30 protein-coding genes and 1 pseudogene are annotated in these 25,236 nt (G+C 71.5%); 13 read left to right on the forward strand and 18 right to left on the reverse strand.

Translation table 11 applies throughout. From position 1 onward, the window contains the following. Positions 1–3 precede the first annotated feature (3 nt). The 4 genes from JYK18_RS03575 (at position 4) to JYK18_RS03590 (ending at position 1,989) form a co-directional block, all read left to right on the forward strand. The gene (locus JYK18_RS03575; RefSeq protein WP_206800733.1) at positions 4–579 is read left to right on the forward strand and encodes a GNAT family N-acetyltransferase; all 576 of its coding nucleotides are present in this window, start codon (positions 4–6) and stop codon (positions 577–579) included. An 18-nt stretch (positions 580–597) separates the two neighbouring features. Beyond that, positions 598–1,296: a hypothetical protein gene (locus JYK18_RS03580; RefSeq protein ID WP_206800734.1), complete on the forward strand. Its 699-nt coding sequence runs from the start codon at positions 598–600 to the stop codon at positions 1,294–1,296. Further along, on the forward strand, positions 1,263–1,553 hold the full coding sequence (locus JYK18_RS03585; RefSeq protein WP_206800735.1) for a hypothetical protein: 291 nt from the start codon (positions 1,263–1,265) through the stop codon (positions 1,551–1,553). Before JYK18_RS03580 ends, JYK18_RS03585 begins: the two co-directional genes overlap by 34 nt. An 82-nt stretch (positions 1,554–1,635) precedes the next feature. Continuing rightward, complete coding sequence (locus JYK18_RS03590) at positions 1,636–1,989, forward strand: hypothetical protein (RefSeq protein ID WP_206800736.1); 354 nt, start codon at positions 1,636–1,638, stop codon at positions 1,987–1,989. On the opposite strand, the gene JYK18_RS03595 is transcribed toward JYK18_RS03590, so the two are convergent. Continuing rightward, positions 1,967–2,974 (reverse strand): trans-acting enoyl reductase family protein, encoded by a 1,008-nt coding sequence (locus JYK18_RS03595; RefSeq protein WP_206800738.1) that lies wholly within the window; start codon positions 2,972–2,974, stop codon positions 1,967–1,969. The genes JYK18_RS03590 and JYK18_RS03595 overlap by 23 nt on opposite strands. A gap of 79 nt (positions 2,975–3,053) precedes the next feature. On the opposite strand from JYK18_RS03595, the gene JYK18_RS03600 reads away from it, so the two are divergent. Beyond that, positions 3,054–4,001, forward strand: coding sequence for a helix-turn-helix domain-containing protein (locus tag JYK18_RS03600; protein WP_206800739.1), 948 nt, complete (start codon positions 3,054–3,056; stop codon positions 3,999–4,001). Positions 4,002–4,115: 114 nt separating this feature from the next. On the opposite strand, the gene JYK18_RS03605 is transcribed toward JYK18_RS03600, so the two are convergent. After that, the gene (locus tag JYK18_RS03605) at positions 4,116–4,934 is read right to left on the reverse strand and encodes a peptidoglycan-binding protein (protein WP_206800740.1); all 819 of its coding nucleotides are present in this window, start codon (positions 4,932–4,934) and stop codon (positions 4,116–4,118) included. Positions 4,935–5,185: 251 nt separating this feature from the next. Between JYK18_RS03605 and JYK18_RS03610 the strand changes: the two genes are divergently transcribed. Beyond that, positions 5,186–6,010 (forward strand): NBR1-Ig-like domain-containing protein, encoded by an 825-nt coding sequence (locus JYK18_RS03610; protein WP_206800741.1) that lies wholly within the window; start codon positions 5,186–5,188, stop codon positions 6,008–6,010. A 172-nt stretch (positions 6,011–6,182) separates the two neighbouring features. Here the strand turns inward: JYK18_RS03610 and JYK18_RS46410 are convergent. The 7 genes and pseudogenes from JYK18_RS46410 to JYK18_RS47440 all read right to left on the reverse strand — a co-directional run. Then, positions 6,183–6,548, reverse strand: a pseudogene (locus tag JYK18_RS46410) (AAA family ATPase); the annotation flags it as partial. Position 6,549: 1 nt separating this feature from the next. After that, the gene (locus JYK18_RS03615) at positions 6,550–7,482 is read right to left on the reverse strand and encodes a LysR substrate-binding domain-containing protein (RefSeq protein WP_206800742.1); all 933 of its coding nucleotides are present in this window, start codon (positions 7,480–7,482) and stop codon (positions 6,550–6,552) included. A 14-nt stretch (positions 7,483–7,496) separates the two neighbouring features. Then, a complete protein-coding gene (locus tag JYK18_RS03620) occupies positions 7,497–8,285 on the reverse strand; it encodes a CoA ester lyase (RefSeq protein WP_206800743.1) in 789 nt (262 codons plus the stop codon). Next, the gene (locus tag JYK18_RS03625) at positions 8,282–9,457 is read right to left on the reverse strand and encodes a CaiB/BaiF CoA-transferase family protein (RefSeq protein ID WP_206800744.1); all 1,176 of its coding nucleotides are present in this window, start codon (positions 9,455–9,457) and stop codon (positions 8,282–8,284) included. Before JYK18_RS03625 ends, JYK18_RS03620 begins: the two co-directional genes overlap by 4 nt. A gap of 20 nt (positions 9,458–9,477) precedes the next feature. Then, complete coding sequence (locus JYK18_RS03630; RefSeq protein ID WP_374194984.1) at positions 9,478–10,806, reverse strand: GntP family permease; 1,329 nt, start codon at positions 10,804–10,806, stop codon at positions 9,478–9,480. Positions 10,807–10,952: 146 nt separating this feature from the next. Then, the gene (locus JYK18_RS47935) at positions 10,953–11,513 is read right to left on the reverse strand and encodes a TetR family transcriptional regulator (RefSeq protein ID WP_307795769.1); all 561 of its coding nucleotides are present in this window, start codon (positions 11,511–11,513) and stop codon (positions 10,953–10,955) included. Positions 11,514–11,529: 16 nt separating this feature from the next. Further along, positions 11,530–12,714, reverse strand: a complete 1,185-nt coding sequence (locus JYK18_RS47440; RefSeq protein ID WP_206800746.1) for an MFS transporter — start codon at positions 12,712–12,714, stop codon at positions 11,530–11,532. A gap of 130 nt (positions 12,715–12,844) precedes the next feature. Here JYK18_RS47440 and JYK18_RS03645 point away from each other — a divergent pair, with 130 nt between their 5' ends. Further along, positions 12,845–13,150, forward strand: coding sequence for a hypothetical protein (locus tag JYK18_RS03645; protein ID WP_206800747.1), 306 nt, complete (start codon positions 12,845–12,847; stop codon positions 13,148–13,150). Positions 13,151–13,177: 27 nt separating this feature from the next. Further along, positions 13,178–13,807 (forward strand): class I SAM-dependent methyltransferase, encoded by a 630-nt coding sequence (locus tag JYK18_RS03650; RefSeq protein ID WP_206800748.1) that lies wholly within the window; start codon positions 13,178–13,180, stop codon positions 13,805–13,807. A gap of 4 nt (positions 13,808–13,811) precedes the next feature. Here JYK18_RS03650 and JYK18_RS03655 read toward each other — a convergent pair whose 3' ends face one another. The 4 genes from JYK18_RS03655 to JYK18_RS46420 all read right to left on the reverse strand — a co-directional run bounded on the left by JYK18_RS03655 (position 13,812) and on the right by JYK18_RS46420 (position 16,427). Continuing rightward, complete coding sequence (locus JYK18_RS03655) at positions 13,812–14,396, reverse strand: LuxR C-terminal-related transcriptional regulator (protein WP_206800749.1); 585 nt, start codon at positions 14,394–14,396, stop codon at positions 13,812–13,814. Between the two features lie 131 nt (positions 14,397–14,527). After that, positions 14,528–15,133: a glyoxalase gene (locus JYK18_RS03660; RefSeq protein WP_206800750.1), complete on the reverse strand. Its 606-nt coding sequence runs from the start codon at positions 15,131–15,133 to the stop codon at positions 14,528–14,530. Positions 15,134–15,187: 54 nt separating this feature from the next. Next, the gene (locus JYK18_RS03665; RefSeq protein WP_206800751.1) at positions 15,188–15,598 is read right to left on the reverse strand and encodes a VOC family protein; all 411 of its coding nucleotides are present in this window, start codon (positions 15,596–15,598) and stop codon (positions 15,188–15,190) included. A 19-nt stretch (positions 15,599–15,617) separates the two neighbouring features. Beyond that, positions 15,618–16,427 (reverse strand): TIGR03086 family metal-binding protein, encoded by an 810-nt coding sequence (locus JYK18_RS46420; RefSeq protein ID WP_242578932.1) that lies wholly within the window; start codon positions 16,425–16,427, stop codon positions 15,618–15,620. A gap of 116 nt (positions 16,428–16,543) precedes the next feature. Between JYK18_RS46420 and JYK18_RS03680 the strand changes: the two genes are divergently transcribed. Genes JYK18_RS03680 through JYK18_RS03695 form a run of 4 tightly spaced genes read left to right on the forward strand, consistent with a single transcriptional unit; the run spans position 16,544 to position 20,251 of the window. Then, positions 16,544–17,530 carry an adenylate cyclase gene (locus JYK18_RS03680; RefSeq protein WP_206800752.1) on the forward strand — a complete coding sequence of 329 codons (987 nt, stop codon included), beginning with the start codon at positions 16,544–16,546 and terminating at the stop codon, positions 17,528–17,530. A gap of 2 nt (positions 17,531–17,532) precedes the next feature. Further along, the gene (locus JYK18_RS03685; protein WP_206800753.1) at positions 17,533–18,507 is read left to right on the forward strand and encodes a hypothetical protein; all 975 of its coding nucleotides are present in this window, start codon (positions 17,533–17,535) and stop codon (positions 18,505–18,507) included. Continuing rightward, positions 18,504–19,631 (forward strand): adenylosuccinate synthetase, encoded by a 1,128-nt coding sequence (locus JYK18_RS03690; RefSeq protein ID WP_307795770.1) that lies wholly within the window; start codon positions 18,504–18,506, stop codon positions 19,629–19,631. Before JYK18_RS03685 ends, JYK18_RS03690 begins: the two co-directional genes overlap by 4 nt. Continuing rightward, positions 19,628–20,251, forward strand: a complete 624-nt coding sequence (locus tag JYK18_RS03695; RefSeq protein ID WP_206800754.1) for an NUDIX hydrolase — start codon at positions 19,628–19,630, stop codon at positions 20,249–20,251. Before JYK18_RS03690 ends, JYK18_RS03695 begins: the two co-directional genes overlap by 4 nt. Before the next feature lie 118 nt (positions 20,252–20,369). Here JYK18_RS03695 and JYK18_RS03700 read toward each other — a convergent pair whose 3' ends face one another. The 3 genes from JYK18_RS03700 to JYK18_RS03710 form a co-directional block, all read right to left on the reverse strand. Further along, on the reverse strand, positions 20,370–20,963 hold the full coding sequence (locus tag JYK18_RS03700; protein ID WP_206800755.1) for a TetR/AcrR family transcriptional regulator: 594 nt from the start codon (positions 20,961–20,963) through the stop codon (positions 20,370–20,372). Between the two features lie 190 nt (positions 20,964–21,153). Next, positions 21,154–21,711, reverse strand: coding sequence for a snapalysin family zinc-dependent metalloprotease (locus JYK18_RS03705; RefSeq protein ID WP_206800756.1), 558 nt, complete (start codon positions 21,709–21,711; stop codon positions 21,154–21,156). Positions 21,712–21,809: 98 nt separating this feature from the next. Then, positions 21,810–22,733 (reverse strand): DMT family transporter, encoded by a 924-nt coding sequence (locus JYK18_RS03710; protein WP_206800757.1) that lies wholly within the window; start codon positions 22,731–22,733, stop codon positions 21,810–21,812. Between the two features lie 66 nt (positions 22,734–22,799). Between JYK18_RS03710 and JYK18_RS03715 the strand changes: the two genes are divergently transcribed. Continuing rightward, positions 22,800–23,627: an AraC family transcriptional regulator gene (locus JYK18_RS03715; protein ID WP_206800758.1), complete on the forward strand. Its 828-nt coding sequence runs from the start codon at positions 22,800–22,802 to the stop codon at positions 23,625–23,627. On the opposite strand, the gene JYK18_RS03720 is transcribed toward JYK18_RS03715, so the two are convergent. Both JYK18_RS03720 and JYK18_RS03725 read right to left on the reverse strand, forming a co-directional pair. Then, positions 23,621–24,148 carry a putative immunity protein gene (locus JYK18_RS03720; protein ID WP_206800760.1) on the reverse strand — a complete coding sequence of 176 codons (528 nt, stop codon included), beginning with the start codon at positions 24,146–24,148 and terminating at the stop codon, positions 23,621–23,623. The genes JYK18_RS03715 and JYK18_RS03720 overlap by 7 nt on opposite strands. A 73-nt stretch (positions 24,149–24,221) precedes the next feature. Further along, positions 24,222–25,091, reverse strand: a complete 870-nt coding sequence (locus tag JYK18_RS03725; RefSeq protein WP_206800762.1) for an endonuclease/exonuclease/phosphatase family protein — start codon at positions 25,089–25,091, stop codon at positions 24,222–24,224. Positions 25,092–25,236: the final 145 nt, after the last annotated feature.

Genomic DNA, 25,236 nt, shown 5'->3' on the forward strand with positions numbered 1-25,236 from the left:
GTGATGATCATTCGTCCCGCCACCGCCGCCGACATCGACGCCGCGGTCACCACGCTGTCCCTCGCCTTCGCCGACTACCCGTTCACCCGGCACACCATCGCCGCCGACGACCACGCCGGGCGGCTGGCCCGCTCGCAACGGCTGTTCCTCACCCGGATCAGCCTGCCCCACGGCCGGGTGTGGGTGAGCGAGCACGCCGAGGCCGTCGCCGCGTGGACCACCCCGGATGCGACCGACCTCGGGCAGGTCTTCGCCGAGGTGGGGCCGGAACTCGCCGAGATCGCCGGTGACCGCGCGGAGATCGCCGCCGAGTCGGAGGCCGCACTGGCCCCGCACCGGCCGCGGGAACCGGCGTGGTTCCTCGGCACGGTCGGTGTCCGGCCGGGCAACCAGGGCCGTGGTCTGGGCAAGTCGGTGATCCGGCCGGGTCTGGAGGCCGCGGAGGCCGCCGGGGTGCCCGCGTACCTGGAGACCTCGACCGAGCGCAACGTCGAGCTGTACCGGACACTCGGCTTCGAGGTGGTCGCCGAGGTCGAGCTGCCCCGCGGCGGGCCGAGGACCTGGGCCATGCGCCGCTGAACCAGGACAATGAGCCGGGTGAAAGCCCTGGGTGCCGTCCTGCTGACCGGATTGCTCGTGCTCACCGCCTGCTCCACCCCCGATCCGGACGAGGGCAAGACCCCGCCCGCGGTCGGCGCGGCGGAGATCGCCCAGCGTCTCGACGAGTACCTGACCGGCATGGCCGAGCAGACGCTGGAGTCCGACGCACAGGCCGGGCCGATCACCCGCGGCCAGACCACCGGCTGCACCGAGAACGACGTCGCCTGGGGTGTGGTCCCGCACGCCGAGCGCACGGTGACCGCGGACGCCGGGGCCAGGAAGTACTCGGAGGACCTGGCCTCCTGGGTGAGCGGCGCCGGGGTGTCCGGCTACGAGAGCCGCCGGATCGACGGCGACCAGGTGACCACCGGCGTGGCCGCCGACGGCGTCCGGTTGACCGTGCGCTGGACCTGGGACACCCCGCGGCTGACCATCAGCGCGACCGGTCCGTGCTCGTGGCCCGCCGACCGCGCCGGTGGGCCCGCTCCCGTGCCGCTGCCACCACCGGCCGGCCCGGAATGGCCGGTGTCCGCCGGCTATCCCGACGACCGCACGGTCTGCACCTCGCCGAAGCGGATGGTGTTCAACGCCGGCGCTCCCCCGTTCGCGGGCCCCGGGCCGCACCCGGTCGTGCGAGCACGCAGCTGGTGGTGTGCGTGCGGGTGGAACCCACCACGGACTCCGGCCGCGACCTGACTTGCGAGTACTCGGCGTCACCGGTCGCGAGCGGCGGCGCCCCGTACGAGTTCAACCTGTTCGAGACGAACTACCACGTCACCGTCCGGCAAGCCGGCGACGGCGCGGTGGTCGACCAGCTCACCCTGCCCGGCACCCTGGGCGACGACCGGAACTGCCCGAGCGAGCTCTACAACCACCACCCGACGCTCGCGCTCGGCCTCGACCACGAGGTGCTGGGCGACAAACTGCGCCCGCTGGTCGAATCGGCTCGCTGACCGAGAGGATCCGCCCGCCTGGTCTCTCACTTCCGCTCCGCCGCCGGCCGGGCTGGTTAGCGTGGCCGAAAAAGGAGGAACCATGCGACGAGGCGGACCACTGGTGGAACGAGCGGTGCGGGGGTACAACTCCGCCATGGTGGCGCTGCGCTCATCCCGGCGCTGGGGACCGGCGGTGCGACGGCACCTGACCATGGTCACCTACACCGGTCGCCGGTCGGGCCGGACATTCACCATTCCGGTGGGCTACCGGCGCACCGGCAACACAGTGGTGATCGGCGTGCGCGGCCCCGGCGCGAAGAACTGGTGGCGCAACTTCACCGGCGAAGGCGGCCCGATCTCCGTCGAACTCGACGGCGCGGACCGTCCCGGCCACGCGATCGCCCGGCGCGACGAGAAGGGCCGCGTGGCGGTCACCGTCCAGCTGACCGCTTGACCACGGCCGACAGCGAATCCAGGAAATCCGTGGCGTCGAACATCTTCCCGGCCGAGGCGACGCCGACCGCCCTCGTCTGTCCATTGAGGATCCGGTGCACGGCTTCCACCGCCAGCGGCGCGCTGACCGCGTAGATGTCCTGCCCGCTCACCGAAGCACGCCGTTCCTCGCCGCCCGCGCGCACGAGCACGTCGACCACGAAGGTCTGGTCGGAGCGGCCGTGTTCGTCGACCGCCTCCGGGGCCGTTCCACCCGCCAGGTCCCGGGCGGCGGTGGTGGTCATGTAGTTGCGCACCTCGCGGACCGGCAGGTGGCTGGGCACGGTGACGATGTCGGCCATGCTGAACTCACCGAGCACGGGCCGGGTGCCCAGCGGTTCCGGGAAGGTCCAGTCGAGGGTCGGCAAGGCGTCGTCGCGGTACTCCAGCTGGCCGTTGGCGTAGCGGATCCGCTTGCCGCCACGGCGTTCCCGGGAGACCGCGCCCGCTTCACGGGTGCCCGCGGTGGGGTGCCAGCTGCTCAGCCCGTACGCGACGTGGACCTCGTCGGCCGCCGTCCAGTCGTCCAGCGCGGTGGTGACCAGGAGGTCGCCGAGGCCGCCGTAGAAGGCCATCGCCGGGACGACCGCGACGCCCGCCTCGCGGGCCCGGTCCGCGAAGTGCGCGAACGTGTCGAGGTTGGCCTCGATCTCGGCCGCCACGTCGACGTACGGGATCCCGGCGCGCAACGCCGCTTCGAGCACCGGCGCGGCGGTCACCGCGAACGGCCCGGCCGTGTTGATCACCGCCGCCGCCCCGGCCAGCGCCCGGTCGAGTGAACCGGGGTCCCCCACCGAGGCGACGCGGGTGTCCAACTCCGGGAACGCCGCCGCGAGCTTCTCCGCGTCACGCCCGGCGGGCAGCGGGACGTACCCGCGAGCCTGGAGTTCCGCCACCACGAACCGTCCGGTGTGCCCGTAGGCCCCGAACACCGCCACTGCCTTCATTTCATCCACAGTGGAATCTTGTCCCGGGCGGGCGCCGGGTGACAGTGTCCGGAACGACACGACCCGTACAATTCCGGACATGAGCACAGTCGCGCTGGCCGCCACCGACGGCATGCTGCACTTCGAACTGGGCGTGGCCTGCGAGATCTTCGGTTCCGGGACCCCGCACTACGACCTGCTCGTGTGCGGTTCGGGGCCGCTGCGGGCCGGGCGTTTCCGGTTGGACCCGGACCACGGGCTCGACCGGCTGGTGGGGGCCGACACCGTGCTCGTCCCCGCACTGGCCGACGTCGACGAGCCGCCGCCGGCCGAACTGCTGGACGCGGTGCGCGCGGCCCACGAAGCGGGCGCGCGCGTGGCGTCGTTGTGCACGGGCGCGTTCGCGCTGGCCGCGGCCGGGCTGCTCGACGGGCTGCGCGCCACCACGCACTGGGCCCACACGGACGTGCTGGCGGCCCGGTTCCCGCTGGTGGAGGTCGATCCGGACGTGCTCTACGTGGACAACGGCAGCGTGCTCACCTCCGCGGGCAAGGCCGCCGCGGTGGACCTGTGCCTGCACCTGGTGCGCCTCGACCACGGCTCGGCGGTGGCGAACGCGGCCGCCCGGCGGCTGGTGGTGCCCCCGCACCGGGCCGGCGGGCAGGCGCAGTTCGTCGCCACGCCGGTCCCGGAGACCGACGACCACCCGCTGACCGCGTTGCTGCCCTGGGTGACCGAACGGCTGGACCAGCCGCTGACCGTGGAGGACCTGGCTCGCCAGGCGAACCTGAGCTCGCGGCACCTCGGCCGCCAGTTCCGCTCGGCCACCGGCACGACGCCGTTGCAGTGGCTGCACACGCAACGGATCCGGCGAGCGCAGGAACTACTCGAAACCACCGGCGACAGCATCGAGGTGATCGCTTCGGCCGTCGGCATGGGCACCGCCACCACGTTGAGGCGCCACTTCAACCGAACCGTCGGCGTACCGCCGGACGCCTACCGCCGCACGTTCCGGACCGGCCCGCCGGAACGCCCCGATACGCCGTGAATGTGGCTTTCACTGCCGATTTCGCTGTGAAAGCCACATTCACCGCACCCACCCGGCACCAGCAGGGGCGGACGGCCGATCCGGCCGCCCGCCCCTACCCCCAGTGGGTCGCGGTCACCCGCGCTTGAACTCCTCCCAGGTCACCTTCTTGACCTGCGGGCCGTCGTCCTTGTTGTGGTTGGCCAGGCCGTTCAGCCCCTGGTAGTAGTCCCCGGCCTGCGCCTGGGCCTGCGGCGACATGTCGGTGTCGCTGATCGCGATGCCGTGGATGTGCTCGACCCAGTCGCCCTGGCTGGGGGTCCGGTGCCAGGCGGCGAACCCGACCTCCCGCAGCGCCTTCACCGCGGCGTCCTTGTCGGAGATGTTCCTGACCGAGATGTCCACCGCACCACCGCCGTCGTGGGTGCCGCCCGAGGCGCCGACGCCGCCCGCGTTGTACGAGCCCTGGGTGATGGTGAAGTTCACCCCGGCGCGCTTCTCCGCGGCGGCGATCATGTCGGCGGTTCGCTTGTTCAGCGTCTGGCCGTCCACCGTGGTCTTCCCGCCCACGTCGATGGTGGCGGTCAGCGTGTACCGCCCCTTGCCGAGTTCGGCGAGCGAGCCCTTCCCCGGCAGCCCGCTGGCCGCCAGGCCGCTGTGCCCCAGCGACTTCTGGTACTTCTGGTACGCGGTCACCGTCGTCGTGCCGAAGTGCCCGTCGACCTGCTTCTTGTCCAGCAGGTTCTTCGCCGCGAGCGCCTCCTCGACCACCTTGACGCTGTCACCGGAACCCGGCGTGATCGACTGGTCGGGCTTGTACGGGTCCCACATGGCCGCCTTGACCACGGCCTCCATGTTCACCGCCGGGGCGGCTACCGCGGTCTGCCCGATCGTGCCCGTGAGCGCGGCCGCGGAAAGGGCGGTGAACACCGCGGCGGTTGCCACCTTGCGCATGACTGCTCCTTCACTCGATGCTGCTCCCTGCGAACAACGTGTGGTCGACACTGGCCCGGACGAGTGCGTGTCCGGAACCACCTGGACGCAACATCTGACGTCAGAAGCCGCAGGTTGACAGCGTCTGACAGCCGGGCGAACAGACGATTCGCCTGGTCAGCACGGCATCGGCGCGGGTGTTCGCGGTATAGTTGCCCAGTCGCGGAGAGTGACAAGAAGTCGTGTCCATCTGACACGACCGCGAGGGGAGCGTGCCGAGACTGCAAGCGGGAGAGCGGGCACCCGAGCTGGAATCGTTCATGGCCGGGCTGCGGGAGCTGCGGGCACGGGCGGGCGAGCCGTCCTTCCGGAAGATGGCGGCCAAGTCCGGCGCGGTGTCGCACGCCACCCTGCACCTGACCGTCACCGGCAGGCGGCTGCAGCCCTGGGAGACCGTGCGCGAGTTCATCCGCGCCTGCGACGGTGACGAGGAGGAGTGGCACGCCCGCTGGCTGGGGGTGCAGCTCGCGCTCTCGGAGTCGACTCCCTCGGCTCCACCGCAGCTGCCGGCAGTCACCGCGGTGGGTGCCGACGAGCCCGAAGCCGTGTCGTGGTGGCGGTCGAAGCGGGTCGTCGTGCCGTTGGCGGCGTTCCTGGTCGCGGCCGTGGCGGTGGTCGTGGTGGTGCTGCTGCCCCGGCAGGAGGAGGCCGCAGCGCCGGAGCCGGCCGGGCCGCCCTACCCCGGCGACTCCAGCAGCTTCGTCGGCGACGTGACCATCCCGGACGACACCGTGGTCAAGCCCGGTGAGCAGTTCGTCAAGGTGTGGGAGATCCAGAACACCGGCACCGTCGAGTGGCGCAACCGCTTCCTCCGGCGCACCGACCTGCCGGTGGCCCCGAACGCCTGCCGCACGCCGGAACGCATCCCGATCAACGACACCCTCCCGCAGCAGCACGTCCAGGTCACCGTCACGGTCAGCGCCCCGCCCACCGCCCCGGTCGACTGCCGCGTCTACTGGAAGATGGTCGACGAGCAGGACCGCGAACTCCTCCCCGGCCGCCGCCCGATCTACTTCTCCGTGTTCGTCCGCCCCTGAGCCAGCGCACCGGTGACGGCCGCGTAGGTCGCCTCCGGGCCGAGGCCGTCGGTGGGCACGACCACGCACGACGGCCGTTCCGCCAGGTAGGCGCGAAGTGGTCGTGGATCCGCGCCAGCAGGACCGGACCGCCGTCACGCGCGACGATGGCGTGCATGTGCCGAGCCCACTCGCTGCTGTCGGCCCGGCCTTCGAACCGCGCGGCCTGCTCCCGCTTCCCCACCGTCAGCGCGACCTCGACGTACTCGGCACCGGCGCGGGCCGCCGCCTCTTCGAAGCGAAGGGCTTCGGCCACCTTCGTCACCAGCTGCGGCATCACCACGTCGTGCCCCGCGCGCAGGTGGGTTTCCGCCATGCCGATGGCCAGCGCGCGCCCGGCGGGTAGCGCGGTCCAGAAGTCGTCCTGCCACCCGCCGAGCAGGCTCACCACCCGGTCGATGTCCAGGTTCAGCGCCATCGGGTGCGCGTCGGCGTACCGCTGGGCCGTCGTCGACTTGCCGACGCCGGACGGTCCGTTGAGGTGGAGGAACCGGGCCATGTCAGTCCACAGTGGACGGGACGATGCCCGGCCAGCGGCCGTCGGCGGCGAGTTCCCTGGTCACCTCGACGATGCCCTGGCGAACCGCGGCCACCGAATCACGGGGTTCGTACAGCTCCGCCGACGCGCGCAGCGCGACGTGCCGTCGCAGGGACGGGTCGACGATCCGCCGCACGCCCAGGTCCTGGCCGTGCCCGGCGACCACCGACCGCGGCAGGATCGTGCACGCCTCCCCGATCTCCGCGATCCGCACCATCGTGCCGAGCGACTCCACGTCGGCGACCACGGTCGGCACCAGTCCCTGACCGGCGAAGGCGCGATCGATCAGCGTGCGCAGGTTGCTGCGGCCGCCGGGCGTCACCAGCGGCACCGACCGCAACTCGTCCAGCGACACCTCCTCGTCCGAGCGCGGCCGCGGCGACGGCTGGCCGATCAGGTACAGCTCCTCCGAGTACAGCGGCGTCTCCCCCGGCCGCGGCGCGTCGTTCTCCGGGTACACCGCGGCCAGGTCCAGCCTGCCGACCAGCAGCAGTTCGTGGATGTACCCGCTCATCGACTCGAACAACTGCAGGTGGATGCCGGGGTGGCGGGCCTTCGTCCAGGAGAACAACGCGGCCGCCAGCGGTGTCGCGACCGTCGTCGGCAGGCCGACCGCGACCGGGCCGTGGATGTGGTGGCGCCCCTGGACGGCGGTCTCGGACAGCCGGTCGAACTGCCGGACGAGTTGCTGGGCGTCGCGGTACAGCGCCCGCCCCGCCGAAGTGGGCACCACACCGCGCGGCCCGCGGTCCAGCAACCGCACGCCCAGGTGCGCTTCGAGCTGCGCCATCCGCTGGCTGATCGCGGGCTGCGACACGTGCAACCGCCCGGCCGCGCGGGACAGGCTGCCCGATTCGACGACGGCGATGAGGTCGCGCAGATGGGCGATGTCCACGCTGCCGCCCTCCCTCACGCGCGTTCGGCCTCCCGGACGATCCGCCGGGCCCGTTCGACGACCGGACGATCGATCATCTCACCGTCCAGGCTCGCCGCGCCGTCAAGGTCGACCGCCAGCACCCGCCGAGCCCAGTCCACTTCGGCCGCCGAGGGCGCGAAAGCCGCGTGGACCAGCGGAACCTGCACCGGGTGGATGCACAGCTTGCCGCCGAACCCCCAGCCCTTCGCCCGCGTGGCGTCCCTGGTCACGACCTCGGTGTCGCGGATGGCCGTGCTCACCCCGTCCACCGGGGCGGGCAGCGAACTCACCACCGACCAGCGGACGAGGTCGCTGCGCGACGGGTCGAGCGCCGCATCGTCGGTGACGCCCAGGTCGAGGGCCAGGTCGATGCTGCCGAAGAGCAGCCGGACCACCGGCTCGGCGGCGGCGATCTCGGCCAGGTTCACCAGGCCACGCGCGGTCTCGATCAACGGGAGCACCGGGCCCCCGACGGCGAGCACGTCGCGGGCCGACTCCGCCTTGGGCAGCACCACGGCGGCGGGGGACAGCTCGCGGCACAACGCCAGGTCCGCCGCGGCTTCCGGGGTGCCGGCGGCGTTGACCCGCACCACCACCGGCACCGGCGAATCCGCGGGCCAGTGCGCCCGCAGCGCCTCGCGCGCGGTCGCCTTGTCGGCCTCGGCCACGGCGTCTTCCAGATCGATGATCACGGCGTCGGCCCCGCTGGCGGTGGCCTTGGCGAACCGTTCCGGCCTGGTCGCGGGCACGAACAACCAGCTGACCGCGGTGGTGAGGGTCATGCGGCACCGTCCTCGATCAGGCCGTCGATCTCCGCTTCGCTCAGGCCCAGTTCGGCGAGGATCGGGCGGGTGTGGCTGCCGAGTTCCGGCACCGGGTCCATCCTGGGCTCGCCGGTGACCAGGCCCGGCAGGGAAAGTGACGGGACCGGACCGGCCGGTGTGCCGACCTCGTGCCAGCGCCCGCGCGCGGTGAGCTGCGGGTGGTTCCAGACCTCGGCCATCGAGTTGACCCTGGCGTGCGCGATCGGGATCGCGGCGAGCAGGTCCATCGCCTCGGCGGCGGTCAGCTCGGCGAACCGCGCGGAGACGAGCGCGCCCAGCGCCTCGCGGTTGGTGTTGCGGTCGGCGTTGGTCGCGTAGTCGGGGTCGGTGGCGATTTCGGGGCGGGCCAAGAACTCCTCGCAGAAGGTACGCCATTCGCGCTCGTTCTGGATGCTCATCATCACCACCCCGCCGTCCCCCGCTTCGAAGGGGCCGTAGGGGTAGATGGTCGCGTGGGCCGCGCCCGCGCGCACCGGCGGCGGCGCGCCGTCGTAGGCGTAGTAGAGCGGGAAGCCCATCCATTCCACTGTGGACTCCAGCATGGAGACGTCGATGTGCGCGCCCTTCCCGGTCCGGCCGCGGTCCAGGAGCGCGGCGAGGATCGAGCTGTAGGCGTACATGCCCGCGGCGATGTCGGACACCGAGATGCCCGCCTTGGCCATGTCGTCACCGTTCCCGGTGACCGACAGGAGTCCGGCCTCGCTCTGCACCAGCAGGTCGTAGGCCTTCATCGTCTCGTACGGCCCCGGCGTGCCGTAACCGGAGATGTCGCAGACGATCAGCTTCGGGTGCGCTGCCCGCAATTCCCCGGCACCGAGCCCGGCGCGGGCGGCGGCGCCGGGCGCCAGGTTCTGGATGAACACGTCGGCGTCGGCCAGCAACCGCCGGAGGATTTCCTTGCCACGCGGCTGCTTGATGTCCAGGGTGAGCGATTCCTTGTTCCGGTTCACCCAGACGAAATGGGAACTCAGGCCGTTGACGCGCGTGTCGTAGGCGCGGGCGAAATCGCCGACGCCCGGCCGTTCCACCTTGATCACCCTGGCGCCGAGATCGGCCAGGTGACGGCTGGCGTAGGGAGCGGCGATCGCCTGCTCCAGCGAAACCACGGTCACTCCACGGAGGGGCTGCATATCCTTCTTCCTGCCGGTGGTCACACCACAAAACTGAGGGCCGAGACGAACACGAGGGAAACCACGGACGCCAGTGCGGTGACGAAGGTCAGCGCTTTCAGCGCGCCCCGCGTGGTCACCCCGAGCATGGTCTGGAACATCCAGAAGAAATTGCTGTTCACGTGCAGGGCGAACAGGGCGCCGGAACCGATCGCCAGCCCGAGCACGGCGGGCGGCACGTCGAGGCCGCCCATGATCGGGGCGAGAATGCCGGCGGCGGTGATGGCGGCCACCGAGATCGAGCCGATCGCCAGGTGCAGCACGGCCGCGACCAGCCAGGCCAGCAGGATGGTCACCACCACCGGCACCCCGGCCTCGGCGGAGAAGAGGCCGCCGAGCACGTCCTCCAGCCCGGTCTTGCCGATGACCGCGCCGAGCGAACCGCCGACGCCGGTGATCAGCAGGATCTGCCCGGTGGAGTTGAACCCCTTGGTCATCGACTCGGCGACCTGCGCGCGGCCGAGCGTCCGGCGCGCCAGGAGGTAGGCGCCGAGCAGGCCGACGAACAACGCGAACACGGGGTCACCGAGGAAAGCGAGCACAGTGGACTCGACCCCGGCCGCCTCGGTGATCGCGCCGGTCGCGATGAGCAGCAACGGCACCACGATCGGCAGCAGCGACACGGCCAGCGGCGGCATCCGCCGGACCGGTGCCTCCACCTCGGCGGGTTCCTCGACCTCCACATCGGACTCGTCCTTCGCCGCGTTCCAGAAGCCCCGGTTGAGCAACCAGCCGTAGACCAGCATGGTGAGGACGACGGTGAGCGGGGCGAGCACGAAGCCGTAGACCAGCATCGAGCCCAGCGGCACGTGGAGCAGACCGGCGATGGCGATGGTGCCCAGTCCCGGCACCACGAAGACGTACCCGACGAGGATGCCCGCGGTGAGCGACCCACCCATCATGGCGAGCCCGTTGCGGCCCATGCGCGGCGCGGCGGCACGGGCCAGCGGGGCGGCGAGCACGAGCTGCACATCCACGTAGATGGACGGGAAAACGGTGCTCAGCACCACGGCGAGCACGTGCGGGATCTTGCGCGGGCCGAGCCCGCGCACGAGCAGTTCGACCAGTTTCCGCAAGGCGCCCAGTGAATGCAGCAAGGATCCCAGCAATACGCCGAATCCGATCAGCAGTCCGACTTCGGCCATGATCTCGCCGAACCCCTCGGCGATGGCTTTCATGGTGCCGTCGAACCCCAGTCCGCCGGTGAGCCCGAGGTAGATCGAGCCGACGACCAGTGCGATGACCGGGTCCACCCTGGTCACCAGGATGAGCAGCACCACAACGACAATCGCGATTGTCGTGTGCAACACAATCAACGTGTCTGTCCTCTCCCGCGAGGCCGGGCCGCTTCGTCGCGACCACGCCCGTGCTGCGAGATCAGAACACAGGACGACCACCCCCGGTAGGCGGCAATCCCCAAGACCACCATAAGGAGCGCTGATAGCTCGCTCCGAGCTCAACCTCCCTGGGGGAGCACGGTTCTGAGCACGGCTTCGAATTCGGGGGCGGTGGGTGGGTGGTCGGTCAGGAGTGCCTGCAGCATGACGCCGTCCACCAGGCCGACGAACGTCTGGACCCGCACCGCGTCGTCGGTGAAGCGGCCGGCGAAGTCCGCCAGCGCCGCCATCCAGCGTTCGGTGGGCGGACGCAGCGACGCGTCCTTCGCCGCCAGCAGGTACAGCTCGTATTCGGCGAGCAGCCTGCTCGGGCCCCGGACCACCTCCGCCATCAGCGCGGCCAGGTCCCGCAGGCCGTCCGCGCCCCCGTCCGCGGCGGCGGCCAGGCGGTGCATGCGCTCGGCGTCCTCGTCCATCACCCGCGTCAGCGCGGCGGTGAGCAGGTCCTGGATGCTGCTGAAGTAGTACGCGGCCGAGGTGGCGGGCTGCCCGGCTTCCTTCGAAACCGTCCGGTGGCTCACCCCGGCCACCCCGTCGCGCGCGACGACGCGCAGCGTGGCTTCGATGAGTTCCTGCTTGCGCCGCTCACCCTTGACGCGGCGACCGTCCGGCACTGGCACCTCCCGATGATCCGGCTCAGCGTAACCGGACCGCCAGCACCCGGTGCCCGGCCAGCACCACCAGCAGCGCGACCCCGCCCGCGACCACCGCCACGGTGAACCCGCCCGCCGCGCCGAAGCCGTCCACCACCTGACCCGACACCGCGGCCCCCAGCGCGACCCCGGTGTTCAGCCCGGTGAGGGCCCACGTCATGCCCTCGGTCAGCGCCGCCGCCGGCACGATGCGCTCCACCAGCGTCATGATCACGATCATGCTGGGCGCGAAGAACACCCCGGCGAAGAACACCGCCGCGGCCAGCCCGGTGACACTGGTGACCAGCAGCATCGGCACCGTGGTGAGCGCCGTGCCCAGGGTGCCGAACAACAGCAGGCGCGGCAGCGGCACGGTCGGCTTGAGCCCGCCGAAGACCAGGCCCGCCACTGCGGATCCGATGGCGTACACCGAAACCACCACTCCCGCGGCCATCGTGTTCCCCCGCGCTTCGGCGAAGGCGATGCTCACCACGTCCACCGTGCCGACGATCGTGCCGCCCGCGGTCAGCGCCAGCACCAGTACCGCCACCGCCGGATCGCGGACGACCGACTTCACCGGACCGGGGACCGGGGCGTGCACGGGCGGTTCCGTGGCGCGCTGGGCGGTGAACAGCAGCGTGCCCATGGCCAGCAGCACAGCCGCCACGAGCGGTCCCGCCTGCGGGAACAGCGTGGTGCACAACGCCACCGACAACGCCGGGCCGAAGACGTAGGTGATCTCGTCGACCACCGACTCGAACGAGAACGCGGTGTGCAGCCGCGCGGACTCCCGGTAGAGCTGCGTCCAGCGCGCCCGGACCATCGCGGCCATGTTGGGCAGGCAGCCCGCGGGCACCGCGAACACGAACAACGACCAGGCTGGCGCGCCGTAGCTGGTGCACAGCAGCAGCGCGCCGAGCGAAGCCACGCTGATCCCGCACGCGGGCAGCAGCACCCGGCTCTGGCCGCGGCGATCGACCAGCCGGGAGATCCGCGGGCCGAGCAGGGCCATCGACAGCGTGAAGCAGGCGGACACCGCGCCCGCCAGCGCGTAGTCGCCCCGGAGCTGCGAAAGCATGGTGATGATCCCGATGCCGGTCATCGGTGCCGCGGTCCTGGCGACCAGCGCGGCGGCGGTGAACGCCAGCGAGCCGCGGGCGGCGAACAGCTCGCGGTAGGGGTTGGCCATGGCGGGCCCTTCGAGAGAGAAACTTGAACGGTCGTTAGAATTGTTACCAGAACTCTCCTCGGCAGGAAAGCGGGATGAAACCGGGGCGGGACAGCATGGCCGCGACCGAACGAACGAAGGGGAGATCGTGGTGACGATCAGGAAGTTCATCACCGGCTCGGCCGCCGTGCTGGCGCTCGGCCTCGCGGGCGGCCTGGGGGCGCCCGCGGTGGCCGCGGCGGCGCCCGCCGGGACGATGTCGGACGTGACCGTGTGCGACAAGTACCTGAAGGCCGCGAAGTCGCACGAAGCGCAGGCGCAGCAGTACCTCACACTGGCGAAGAAGGCCGCCGCCGCGGGGGACGCGGCGGCGGCCGCCAACTTCAAGAAGCGGGCCGCGGAGGCCCAGCATGCCGCGAAGGTCGCCTACGACAAGTACAAGAAGTGCCGCACCTGACCGAGACCGGCCGCTAGCGTGGCGATCATGACCGACGAGACGCGGATCGCCTACGACACCGTCGCGGAGGCGTACGCCGAGCTGCTCCACGACCACCTCGACGGCAGCCCGTGGGACCGGTCGATGCTCACCACCTTAGCCGAGCTCGTCGGCACCGCGGGCCCGGTCGGCGACCTCGGCTGCGGCCCCGGCCGGTTGACCGGCCACCTGGCCGGGCTCGGGCTGGACGTGTTCGGCGTCGACCTGTCCCCCGGCATGATCGCCGTGGCCCGGCGGACCCACCCCGGACTGCGGTTCGAGGTGGGTTCGCTGGAGGTGCTGGACCTCGAGGACGGATCGCTGGCGGGCGCGCTGGCGTGGTACTCGCTCATCCACACCCCGCCGGCGCGGCTCCCGCGGGTGGCCGCGGAACTGGCGCGCGTGCTGGCACCGGGCGGGTGCCTGCTGACCGCCTTCCAGGTCGGCGACGAGCGGCGGCACATCACCCACGCCTACGGGCACGACGTCTCGATCGAGGCGTTCCGCCTGCGGCCGGAGCACGTGACGGAGTGGCTCACCGATGCGGGGCTGGTGCTGGAAGCCCAGTTGGTGCGGCAACCCCAGCCACCGCACGAAAAGACGCCGCAGGCCTACCTATTGGCCAAGAAGCCGGGCTGACCGCCTACTTGACGAAGTCGTCGACCACCTTGGGCGGCCAGCTGCCGACGTTCAGCACGCCCAGCGAGTAGGCGCGCGACACCAGCGCCGCCCGGTTGGGCACCTTCAGCTTCCGGAGCAGGCCGCTGACCCGGTACTCCACCCCCTGCCTGCTCAGGAACAGCCGCGACGCCAGCGGGATGGTGGAGGTGCCCGCCGCGATGCCCTCCAGGATCCGGGCGTCCATTTCGGACAGTATTTTCCGCTTGCCGGTCACCACTTCCGCGTCGGCGTCCGACACCGGGCGCAGGACGACCAGCACCGTGGTCACCCCGCCCGCGTCACACACCGAGACCGCGGTCAGCGTCGCCGGTGACGGCACCCCGGCCGCGTCCAGCAGCACCACGTGCGCGCTGAAGCGGTGCCGCCCGCCCTCGGTCAGCCCGGTCAGGCCGCGGCACACCGCCTGCCGCAGGCTCGGGTGCACCAGGCCGGAGAACTCGTCGTCCGGCGCCAGCCCGAACCGGGTGAAGAACTCCTGGTTCACCTGCTGTATCCGCAGTGCCCGATCCAGGCAGACCATGGACTCGGAACCGGGGCTGCTGGTCATCCTTTTCCTTCTCCCTCATCATTTTTCCGCCGTGCCAACGGCACGATGAGAGAGGAGCGGGAAGCCCGGCTACAGATACCCCGGCCCGGTGGTCCCGGGATTTTCCTTCTGGTGAGCGCAAAACGCCCGGGTCAACGGTCGTTCTCCCACGAGAAGCCGTCCGGGTCGGTGAAGGAACCGCCGCCGATGGTGATCCGGTGCGCGCCGGAGCCGTCCGCGGGCACCCCGGCGGCCTTGGCCAGTGCGCGGCGCCGGTACAGGCCCAGCTTGACCGCCTTACCGCTCTCGAACTCGACGTACATCCGGCCGAAGCTCTTCGCCACGGGCAGGCCGTGCTCGGCGTAGAAGCGCTTGCTCGCGGACACGTCCTCGGCGCCCAGCAGGAGCACCAGGTCGTCGATCTGCCGCGTGGCCGGGCCGGTGTCCTTCTTCGCCGAGGTCGCCACCTTCCAGATCGCGCCGTCCGGGGCCCGCACCACGGCGCCGTAACCCCAGAGCGACTTCTCGGCGGGCTTCAGCGTGGTGGCACCGGCGGCCAGCGCCGACCGCACGAAGCTATCCACTGTGGACGGCTGGGAAACCGTGATGGACAGGGTGTAGCCGCGGAAACCGGTGCTGGGCGGCGCCCCTTCCCGCAGCCGCAGGCGGCTTTCGTCCAGGTCGAAGGCGGTGGCGTAGAACTGCCGGGCGGCCGCCACGTCCGGCACGTCCAGGGTGAGGTGATCGATGGTCGTCATGCCGATCACGCTAGATCCGGGCCGGCGGCGGGCGCTTCTCGATTCCTGACCGGCTCAGGCGACCTCCTGGATGCGGACCAGGTTCCCGGCGGGATCGCGGAACGCGCAGTCGCGCACGCCGTACGGCTGCATCGTCGGTTCCTGGACCACTTCGGCGTCGCCGCCGCTGACCTTCTCGAAGGTGCCGTCGAGGTCACGGCTGGCCAGCAGGATCCAGCCGTAGGTGCCCTTGGCCATCATCTGGGCGATGGTGGCGCGCTCGTCCTCGGTGATGCCGGGATCGGCGGCGGGTGGCGCCAGCAGGATGGAGGTGCCCGGCTGGTCGGCGGGGCCGACGGTGATCCAGCGCATCTTGCCCTGGCCGACGTCGCTGCGGACCTCGAAGCCGAGGGTGTCGCGGTAGAAGGCGAGCGATTCGTCCGGGTCCTCGTGCGGCAGCACGGTGGTGTGGATGGTGATGTCCATGGACAGATGCTAGGCGCGCTCACCGCGGATCGCGGCCGGTGAGCGCCACGATCCGGTCGAGCAGCGCGGCGTCGGCGGGCACCTCGACGGGCGGTCCCCACAGTTCCGGCAGCGGTGCGTTGGGCACGAACTCGGCGACGTGGTCGAAGCAGGCGCGCAGGGTGCCGGCGGGCAGGTCGAACGGCTGCCCGGTCGCAGTGGCGAGGTCCCAGCCGTGCACGACGAGTTCGGTCAGCACGATCCGGCCCCACGTCCGCTTCGGCAGGTCCAGGTGGCCCGTGCCCGTCCACGCCGCCGGGTCGATCCACGCCCGCCGGAGGGTGGCGAGCTGGCGGGCCACGCGGACTCGCCAGCCGTCGCCCAGCTCGGCGCCGCCGCCCGCCACCTCGTCGACGTGCCGGATGAGGTCGGCCACGGGGTAGTCGGTGCAGGGGGTCGGCAGGGCGAGCTGGTCGTCGGCGGTGCCCATGACCAGCTCGGCCATCGCCACGCAGGCGGGCGCCAAGTCGACCTCGGCCGCGCACTCGACCTCGCGCACGTCGGCCGTCCCCCCGAAGCGCGCGGCGATTTCCGTCGCCCGCTCCAGCCCGGCGCAGTCGACCAGCCAGTACCCGGCCAGCACCTCCTGCGTTTCGGCGAACGGTCCGTCGGTGACCACGGGCACGCCGCGCAGGTGCTCGACCCGCCGGGCGCGCGCGGGTTCGGCGAGCCCCTGGGCCTCGACGAACTCCCCGGACTCGCGCAACTCGCGGTTGACGTCGTCCAGGAGGTCGGTCGCGTCGGTGCGCGCGTCGGCCTGCGTGCCGTACAGCAAGATCAAGTACTTCATCGGGCTCCTTCCACCTCGCGACGCCAGGATGCGCCGCCTCGCCGGGAACGTCGGAGCCACCCCAGCCGACCGGACACCGCTTGCCATCCCGAGTAAGAGTCTTGTAGACTCAAACTATGCTCACCAGGGACGACGCCATCGCGAAGATCGAGAAGGCGACCACCGCCGCCGCGTTGTTCGACGGCGATCCCGTGGCCGCGCGCCGCCGGTACCGCGAGCTGGCGAGCGCGCTCCACCCCGACCGCAACCCCGGCGACGAGCGCGCCCACCGCGCCGCCGCCACGCTCAACCGCCTCTACGACGACTGGAAGCGAGCCCGCCACCAGACCGTCACCACGGCGACCTCCCGCTACACCCTCACCACCCCGCACGCGGTCGGCAGCGTCGCGACCACCTACCGCACCACCGGGCCCCACCTGGTCAAGCTCGTCCGCAACCCGGCCCTCAACCCCCTCCTCCACACCGAATGGACGGCCCTGCGCGCCCTCGACGACCTGACCGAGCGGCACCGCTGGCTCCGCCCCTACTACCCCCGCCTGATCGACACCTCGGGCCCGGTGGCCCGCGGCGATCGCGCCTTCACCGTGCTCGACCCGCTCGTCGACGGCTTCACCACGCTCGCCGACATCCGGAAGGCGTTCCCCGGCGGCCTCGACGGGCGCGACTACGCCTGGATGCACCGCCGCCTGCTGCGCGCGGTGGCCGGGGCGCACCGCGCCGGCGTTGTCCACGGGCACATCACCGCGGACAACGTGCTGGTCCACCCGGAACAACACGGGATCGTGCTGGTCGGCTGGTCGTTCGCGGTCGGCGAGGGCGAACTCCCGGTGGCGGTGGACAACTCCGCCGACTACCCGCCGGAAGTCCACAAAGGACAACCGATGACCGCGGCCACCGACGTCCACATGCTCCACACGATGATGGCGGATCTCCTGGCACCGGACGAAGAACGGCAACGCACGTTCGCCACCTGGTGCACGCAGGACTCCCCGGCCCAACGACCCGACGCCGCCGACCTGCTCGACGAGTACGACGACCTGCTCGACGAGCTGTACGGCCCGCGCACCTTCAGACCGTTCACCCTTCCCGAGACAGGAGCCTGACCATGGGATACGGACACTGGGACGACAACGCCTACGCCGCCGCGAAGACCTTCCGCGCGGCCAAGGGCGAGGACGATTTCGGCTACACCGCCGACCTCCGCAACAAGCCGGCGCGCGAATGGAAGGTCGCGCCCGCGCTCAACCCGAGGAACGCGACCCGGGAGTGCCGCGATTCGGCCGACCACGGCGATTCGACGCCGATCGCCGTGCTGTTCGACGTCACCGGCTCGATGCGCCGCGTGCCGCGGATCATGCAGGGCAAGCTCGGCAAGCTGCACGGCCTGATCCAGCGCCGCGGGTACCTGACCGATCCGCAGGTCCTCTTCGGCGCCATCGGGGACGCCGACAGTGACCGGGTCCCGTTGCAGGTCGGGCAGTTCGAGTCGGACAACCGGATGGACGAGCAGCTCCGCACGATCTTCCTCGAAGGCGGGGGCGGCGGGCAGAAGAGCGAGTCGTACGAGCTGGCCGCCTACTTCATGGCGCGGCACGTGGTGACCGACGCGTGGCAGAAGCGCGGTCGCAAGGGCTACCTGTTCATCATCGGTGACGAGCTGAACAAGCCCTCGCTGCAGGCGAAGCACGTGCGCCGGATCATCGGCGACGACCTGCGCCAGGACATCGACCCCGCCTCGGTGTACCGGGAGCTGGCACGCAAGTGGCACGTCTACTTCGTGCTGCCCAACCAGTCGTCGTACTTCAACCACCCGGACATCGCGGAGCACTGGAGCGGGCTGCTCGGCCAGAACTTCCTCAAGCTCGACGACCCGGGCGCGGTGTGCGAGCTGATCGCGGCCACGATCGGGCTGGAGGAGCAGGTGGTCGACGTCGACCAGGCGCTGGCCGATCTCGCCGACGTCGGCTCGGCCGCGGAAGGCGAGGCCGTCGGCAAGGCGCTGACCCGGCTGGGTGCCCGCTCGGTGGTCACCTCGGCGGTGCCCGAGGCAGGCGGTCCCGACGACGTGGTGCTGCGGTGAACCTCGACGGGCACGTGGTGGTGGTCGGGCTCGGGTTCGGCGACGAGGGCAAGGGGGCCGTGGTCGACGCCCTGTGCGCGGCCCGGCCCACCACCGCGGTCATCCGGTTCAACGGCGGTGCGCAGGCCGCGCACAACGTGGTGGCCGACGGGCGGCACCACACGTTCAGCCAGTTCGGGGCGGGCACCTTCGCCGGGGTGCCCACCCACCTCTCGCGGTACGTCCTGGTCGAGCCATTCGCGCTGGCCACCGAAGCCCGGCAGCTGGAAGCCGCCGGGGTGCGCAACCCGCTCGCGCTGCTGAGCGTGGACGGCCGGGCGCTGCTCACCACGCCGTTCCACATCCACGCCAACCGCGCCCGCGAGGACGCCCGTGGTGACCAGCGGCACGGTTCGTGCGGCAAGGGCATCGGCGAGACCGTCTGGTACTCGCTGCGGGCGGACGCGCCGACCGTCGCCGACTGCGCCCGGCCCGCCGTGCTGCGGCGCAAGCTCGACGCGCTGGCCCGGTTCTACGAGCCGCTCGCCAGCCCGCCGCACAGCGTGGACGAGCTGGTGTCGCTGTACCGCGATTTCGCCGACGCGGTCCGGTTCACCGACAGCGGCGAGGCCGGGCGGCTGGCCGACCGCGGCCGGGTGGTCTTCGAGGGAGCGCAGGGGGTTCTCCTCGACGAGCACCACGGGTTCCACCCGCACACGACGTGGTCGACCACCACCCCGCACAACGCGCGCGCCCTGCTGGCCGGACGCCCGCACACCGTGCTGGGCGTCACCCGGACCTACCACACCCGGCACGGTGCCGGACCGTTCCCGACCGAGGACGCGGCGCTGCTGGCCCAGTTCCCCGAACGCCACAACGGCACCGGGAAGTACCAGGGCGCGTGGCGCGTGGGGCACCTCGACGCGGCCCTGCTGGACTACGCGATCGCGGCCTGCGACGGCGTGGACGCCCTCGCCGTGACCCACCTCGACGCCGACCGTCCACGCGTGGTGCTCGACCACGGCACGCCCGCGGTCGAACTGGACGACCCACTGGCGTGGTTCGGCACCCGGCGGCCGGTCGCGCTCGCCGGGTACGGGCCGGACCGCGCGGATTATCGGGCGCCGGTCACAATCGGCGTGTGATCGAGTCGACGCCGGTGTCCGTGGATGTGCTGGTCGTGCGCTTCGACCCGGGTGAGCGGACTGTGCTACTGGGGGTCGCGCCGCGGGCCGCGGAGCCGTTCCAGGGGGAACTCGCGCTGCCCGGGGTGCTGCTCGGCCTCGGGGAGCGGTTGCGGGAGGCGGGGACGAGGGCGGTGGTCACCAAGCTCGGCCTGCCGTCGGACGCGCTGTCCGGCACGGGCCAGCTGACCACCTTCGACGAGCCGTCCCGCGACCCGCGCGGCCCGACCCTGTCCATCGCACTGTGGGCCACGGCGAGGGCGGCCGGTGAGGGGGTGCGGTGGTGCCGTCTGGATGACGTGCCGGACCTGGCGTTCGACCACAACCGGATCGTGGCGGACTGCCGCCCGCTGCTGGCGGACCGGTTGTGGCGGCACGTGGAGTTCACCGCGGGCCTGATGGGGAACGACTTCACCACCGCGCAGGCCCTGGACGCCACCGAAGCCCTGACCGGCGACCGCCCCTACCCCGCCAACCTGGGCCGCACCATGGAACGCGTCCCCGGCCTGCGACGGACCACCGAACACGCCGCCGCCCTCCCGAAAGGCGGCCGCCCCCCTTCCCTCTGGCGCTGGGACTGATAGTCGGGCACCAAACCGCCACCCGGCAACGCAACCCAACCACCCACCCAGCCCACACCTCCCCATCCCCGATCCACAGCCCAAAACACGGCACACTGAAAAATCGGGATGGCCCCACCTACAACGGCCGAAACGAAGCAAGAAGCACCCGTCTCAAAGTCTCGAATCCCCGATCCAAATCCACCACCTCCGGCGCCAGCCGCCACTGCTGGTGGATGCCCATCGTCGCGCCGAGCACCACCAGGCCGACGTCGTCCGGAGTCACCCCCTCCGGCAACCGGTACCCCTCGTACGGCTGCTCCGCCCAGGCCGCGATGTGCGCCCGCATCGCGCGGTGGAGCTCGACGTACCGGTCGTGCACCGGCGAATCCTGGTCCATCGCGTCCCCGAGCAGGCTGATCATCAGCTTGGTGATCGGCTGCCGGACGAACGCCGCGCTCTGGTCGGTCAGGTCGCGCAGCCCCTCCGGCCCGGGGCGCCGCGGTTCCGCGGTATTGCGCGAGACCAGCTCGAACGCGTGCTCCACCACCGCGAGCAGCAGCCCCTCCTTGTTGCCGAAGTGCCACGGGATGGACCCGCGGCTGATCCCGGCGAGATCGGCGATGTCGGCCACCGTGGTCTGCCGGTAACCCCGGTTCGCGAACGCGGTCGCGGCCGCCTCGATCAGCAGCCTGCGGCTCTCCTGGCTGGTCTCCGCGCGGCGGGTGGGCATCGTTCTCCTCGTGACCTGGCTGACGATCCGAGCCGACAGGCTAGCGCCTGTGCCCGCTATCTGATTCTATGTCGGCTGACATAGAATCCAGGTCCGAGGGGGACCGGTTCGTACTGGGGGTACGAACCACGGCCGAGTGAGCGCGGCGCGGACACCCGCGCCGCGCTCCTTGCCCAGTCCACAACGGACGTCAGCCGACCACCACGACCTCGGCCTCGCGGTCGGCCGGCTGGAAGCCACCGGCGTAGTTCTCCTCAGCCGCGGCGATCTCCTCGGCGTTGGGCACCGCGTTGTCGCAGTCCACCCCGCCGGTGCTGCCGGACATCAGGCTGGAGCACGGCCCCGGCTTCACGTCGGGCAGCCCCAGGCTGTGCCCGAACTCGTGGGAGGCGATCCGGGTCAGGTTGTACCCGTCGTCGACGGCCTCCTTGCCGAACCAGATGGTCAGGCTGTCCCCCGGCATGGCCGGGCCCAGCTCGGCCCGCGGCCAGCCCGGGTCGGAGACGAACGAGACGTCGGCCCGCCCGCCGGCCTCGACCTTGTCGATCTGCACGTTGTCCAGGTGTTCGTTCCACACCGCGATCCCGGCGGTGATGGCCTCGGTGTACTCGCTGGCCTGGCTGTCGTCGTAGGTGATGGTGACCGCGGCCGGCCGGACGTCCTCGGCCAGCGCGGCCGGGGCGGCGATCAGCGGTACCGAAAGTGCCACCGCGGCGGTGAAGACTTGCACTGAACGGCGGAGCAGCATGGTCTCTCCTTGCTGGGTCGAGAACCTGTCCCTCCGACAAGTACCACCGTGGGTGAATGGCTTACCACGGCCGATAGTCGGTAAATCGTGGACCACGGTCAGCGATCGTCCACAGTGGAACCCACCGCCACCGGCCGCCGCGCCAGCCGTCCGTGCAGCGCGGCGAGCACCGCGCCGGCCAGCAGCACCAGCGCGCCCACGGCCTGCACCACGCCCAGTGACTCGCCGAGGAAAACGAACCCGCACACGGCGTTGACCACCGGAACCGCGAACATCATCAGCGACGCGGAAGCGGGCCCGACGGCGCCGACACCCCGGTAGTACAGGAGATTCGCCACCGCCGATCCGCCGACCGCCAGGTACGCCACGTGCAGCCAGATGCTCGGCGGCAGCTCGGACCAGGCCACTCCGGACAAATCAGGCACCGCCAGCACGCCCAGCAGCACGGCCCCCGCGCAGGTGGCGAAGGTGGTGGCGCGCAACGGATCGACGGCGGCCAGCACGCGCGGCGCGATCAGCGTGTACGCCGCCCAGCAGGCCGCGCTGAGCAGGAACATCGCGTCCCCGGCGAGCCGCGACGGGTGCCCGCCCACGTCCCCGCCCGCGCCGAAGAAGAAGATCACCGCCCCGGTCAGCCCGAGCGCGAGCCCGGCCAGCCGCACCGCCGACGCCCGTTCGCGCCGCGTGAGGACCAGGAACAGGCTCGTCAGCACCGGGCTCATGACCGGGATGAGAATGCCCGCGTCCAACGAGGGCGCGAGCGAAAGGCCCCAGAAGAAAAACCCGTTGTAGGCGAAAACGCCCAAAATCCCGGCCGCCGCGGCGCGCCAGCCGGTCCGGGACGACGCCCGGCGGTCACCGAACACCGCCAGCGCCACCAGCAGGGCCAGCGCCGCCCCGCCGAACCGGAGCACGGCGGCCACGGTGGGCGGCACCTGGCCGACCACGGCCTTGGAACTGGAGAAGGCGGTGCCCCACAGCACCATGGTGATCGACAGCAGAAGGTAGGGACTCCGGAGCATGCCCCGACACTGGCAGGCCCGCCCCCGCCGGTCTTGAACGCTCGTGCGCGGGCCGATAATGCGATCATGGCCGGTGGATGGGTGCGGTACTGGCGGGACGGCGGCCGCCCGGTGGAGGCGATGCACGCGCACTTCTTCGACCACGTCTACCCGCCGCACAGCCACGACACCTACTCGTTCGGCATCACCGACGTCGGGGCGCAGCGGTTCAGCTGCCGCGGCGGCGCGCACACCAGCGGGGCGGGCATGGTGATGGCATTCAACCCGGACGAGGTGCACGACGGCCGGGCCGCGGCCGAATCGGGGTACCAGTACCGGATCGTGCACCTCGGCCCGTCCGTGGTCCGCGAGGTGCTGACCGATGCCACCGGGCGGCCCGGCGCCCTGCCGCTGTTCGCGCGCCCGGTGCTGGACGACGTGGCGCTGGCCGGCGCGCTCGCCCGGCTGCACGCCGCGCTGGCGGGTGGCGCGGGCCCGCTGGTGCGCGACGAACGGCTGACCGCCGCGGTCATGGCGATGGCCCGCCGCGGCGCGGCCACTCCCCCGGCCCGGCCACGAGCCCCGGCCGACCGCGCCCGCCACCAGGCGGCCCACCGCGCCAGGGCCCTGCTGGACGAGCGGTACCTGGACACGATCCCGGCCGCGGAACTGGCCGAAGCCGCCGGGTGCAGCCGGTTCGCGTTGTACCGCTCGTTCCACGCCGAATTCGGGTTCGCGCCCAGTGCCTACCAACGGCAGCTGCGCCTGCGGCACGCGCGCTCCCTGCTGCGCTCCGGCGCCACCCCCGCCGAGGCCGCGTCGGCGACCGGTTTCGCGGACCAGGCGCACCTGAACCGCTGGTTCCAGCGCGTGTACGGCGTGACGCCCGGCGCCTTCCGCCGTGCCGGTCAGTGATCCCGCAGAGCAGCGTCCAATGCTCGCGTAAGTTCGCCCGCCCGGCCACGCCCGTTCGGCGCGGCCGGGTACCGCGCGAGCACGCTGATCACCGTCGGGCCGGCCAGTTTCCTTGCCACCTCAAGGTATTCGTCGCCCACCCGCGAATCGCCGGCGACCAGTTCGAGTGCTCGGGCGGTGTGCGCCGCCGCGCCCAGGATGTGCAGCACCTGCGTGGCTTTCGCCAGCGGGTGCAGGAAAGCGGCGCTGGCCGCGGCGACGGCAGCACGGGCGGCGTCGCTGGCCGCTGCTTGCCCGGCGTCGCGCGTTTCCTGGTAGGCGCGGTGTGCCGCCCAGGCGCCGTCACGGATCGCCTTGGTCCGCTCGCCTCCCTCCGCGAACGCCCGCGCGGAGTCGAGCGCGTCCCGCGGACGCCGGTCCTCCGGGCGCACGCGTTCGAAGACGGTCAACGCGGGTTCCGCGCAGGCCACCGCGAAGCGCGTCACCTCACGCAACTCGGCCTTGCTGAGTTCGATCTCCATGCCCTTGCACGGTATCGCTGAAAGCCCGGTGGAGACTTGCCCGGCGAGTTCCGAGGAAAACGCCGGGAAACCCTCAAACCGTGAAGCTGGTGACCACGGCCAGGTGGTCCGACGGCCAGCCATCGCCACCGCCGAAGGTGCGGGAGCTGGTCGGCTTGATCGAGCCACCGCGGTAGAAGACGTAGTCGATCCGGTCCTGCGGTTCCGGCCTGCCCTCGTTGTCCTTGACCACCGGCGACCAGGTGTTGCCCGGTTCGGCCACCGGGTTCGGCCGCACCTGGCGGAACGAATCGGTGAAACCGGCGTTCGTGAACGCCCTGGTGGTCGGCCAGTCCACCGCGTACCCGCAGTGCGAGGCCGCCGCGGCCGCGGTCCAGTCCTGGTGGGACGGGCTGTTGAGGTCACCGGCGACGATGCCGGGGCTGCTGCCGGTCCACGCGGCGATCTGCTCGGCCTGGCGACGGCGGTTGGTCTCGTCGGCGAGGATCGTGCTCACGCTGTCCTTGTCGAAGCACGCGTTGTACGGGCCGTACTTCGTGTAGTCCAGGTGGATCGAGTACACCCACACCCCGGCGATCTTGGCGGCGATCGCCTGGGCGCCGGTGTCGTTCCACGACTTCCAGTCGGTGTCCTCGATCGGCAGCGCGCTGATCACGTCGATGTCCCAGCCCGGCTCGGTGTGCTGCCAGCCCAGCGCGTCCGCGATCGCTTCCGTGGCCCCGCCGCCGGTTTCCGACAACGCCACCACGTTCGCGCCCGACGCGCGGATCCGGTCCACCACCACGCCGATCCCGCCGTGCGAACCCTGGTGCCAGATGTTGAAGCTCATCACGGTGAGGTTGGCCGCGCCGGAGGCGGGGCTCATGGACCCCGCGGTACCGAGCACCACGAGCAACAGGAGGGTGAGCAGACTGCCGGACAGGCGCCGCGCGTAAGTGGTCACGACTTCTTGTCGTACCGGCGCACCCGGTGAATGTCCACCCTCGTTCGTCGGTCAGCCCAGCAGCTCCTCGACCAGGTCGGCGTTCGGCTGCATCGCCCGGGTGATCAGCGCCAGCGCCCTGAACGGCGTTGTCGAGGAACAGGCT

Origin of the sequence: Amycolatopsis sp. 195334CR (assembly GCF_017309385.1) — a bacterium.
In the GTDB taxonomy this organism is placed as follows: Bacteria; Actinomycetota; Actinomycetes; order Mycobacteriales; family Pseudonocardiaceae; genus Amycolatopsis.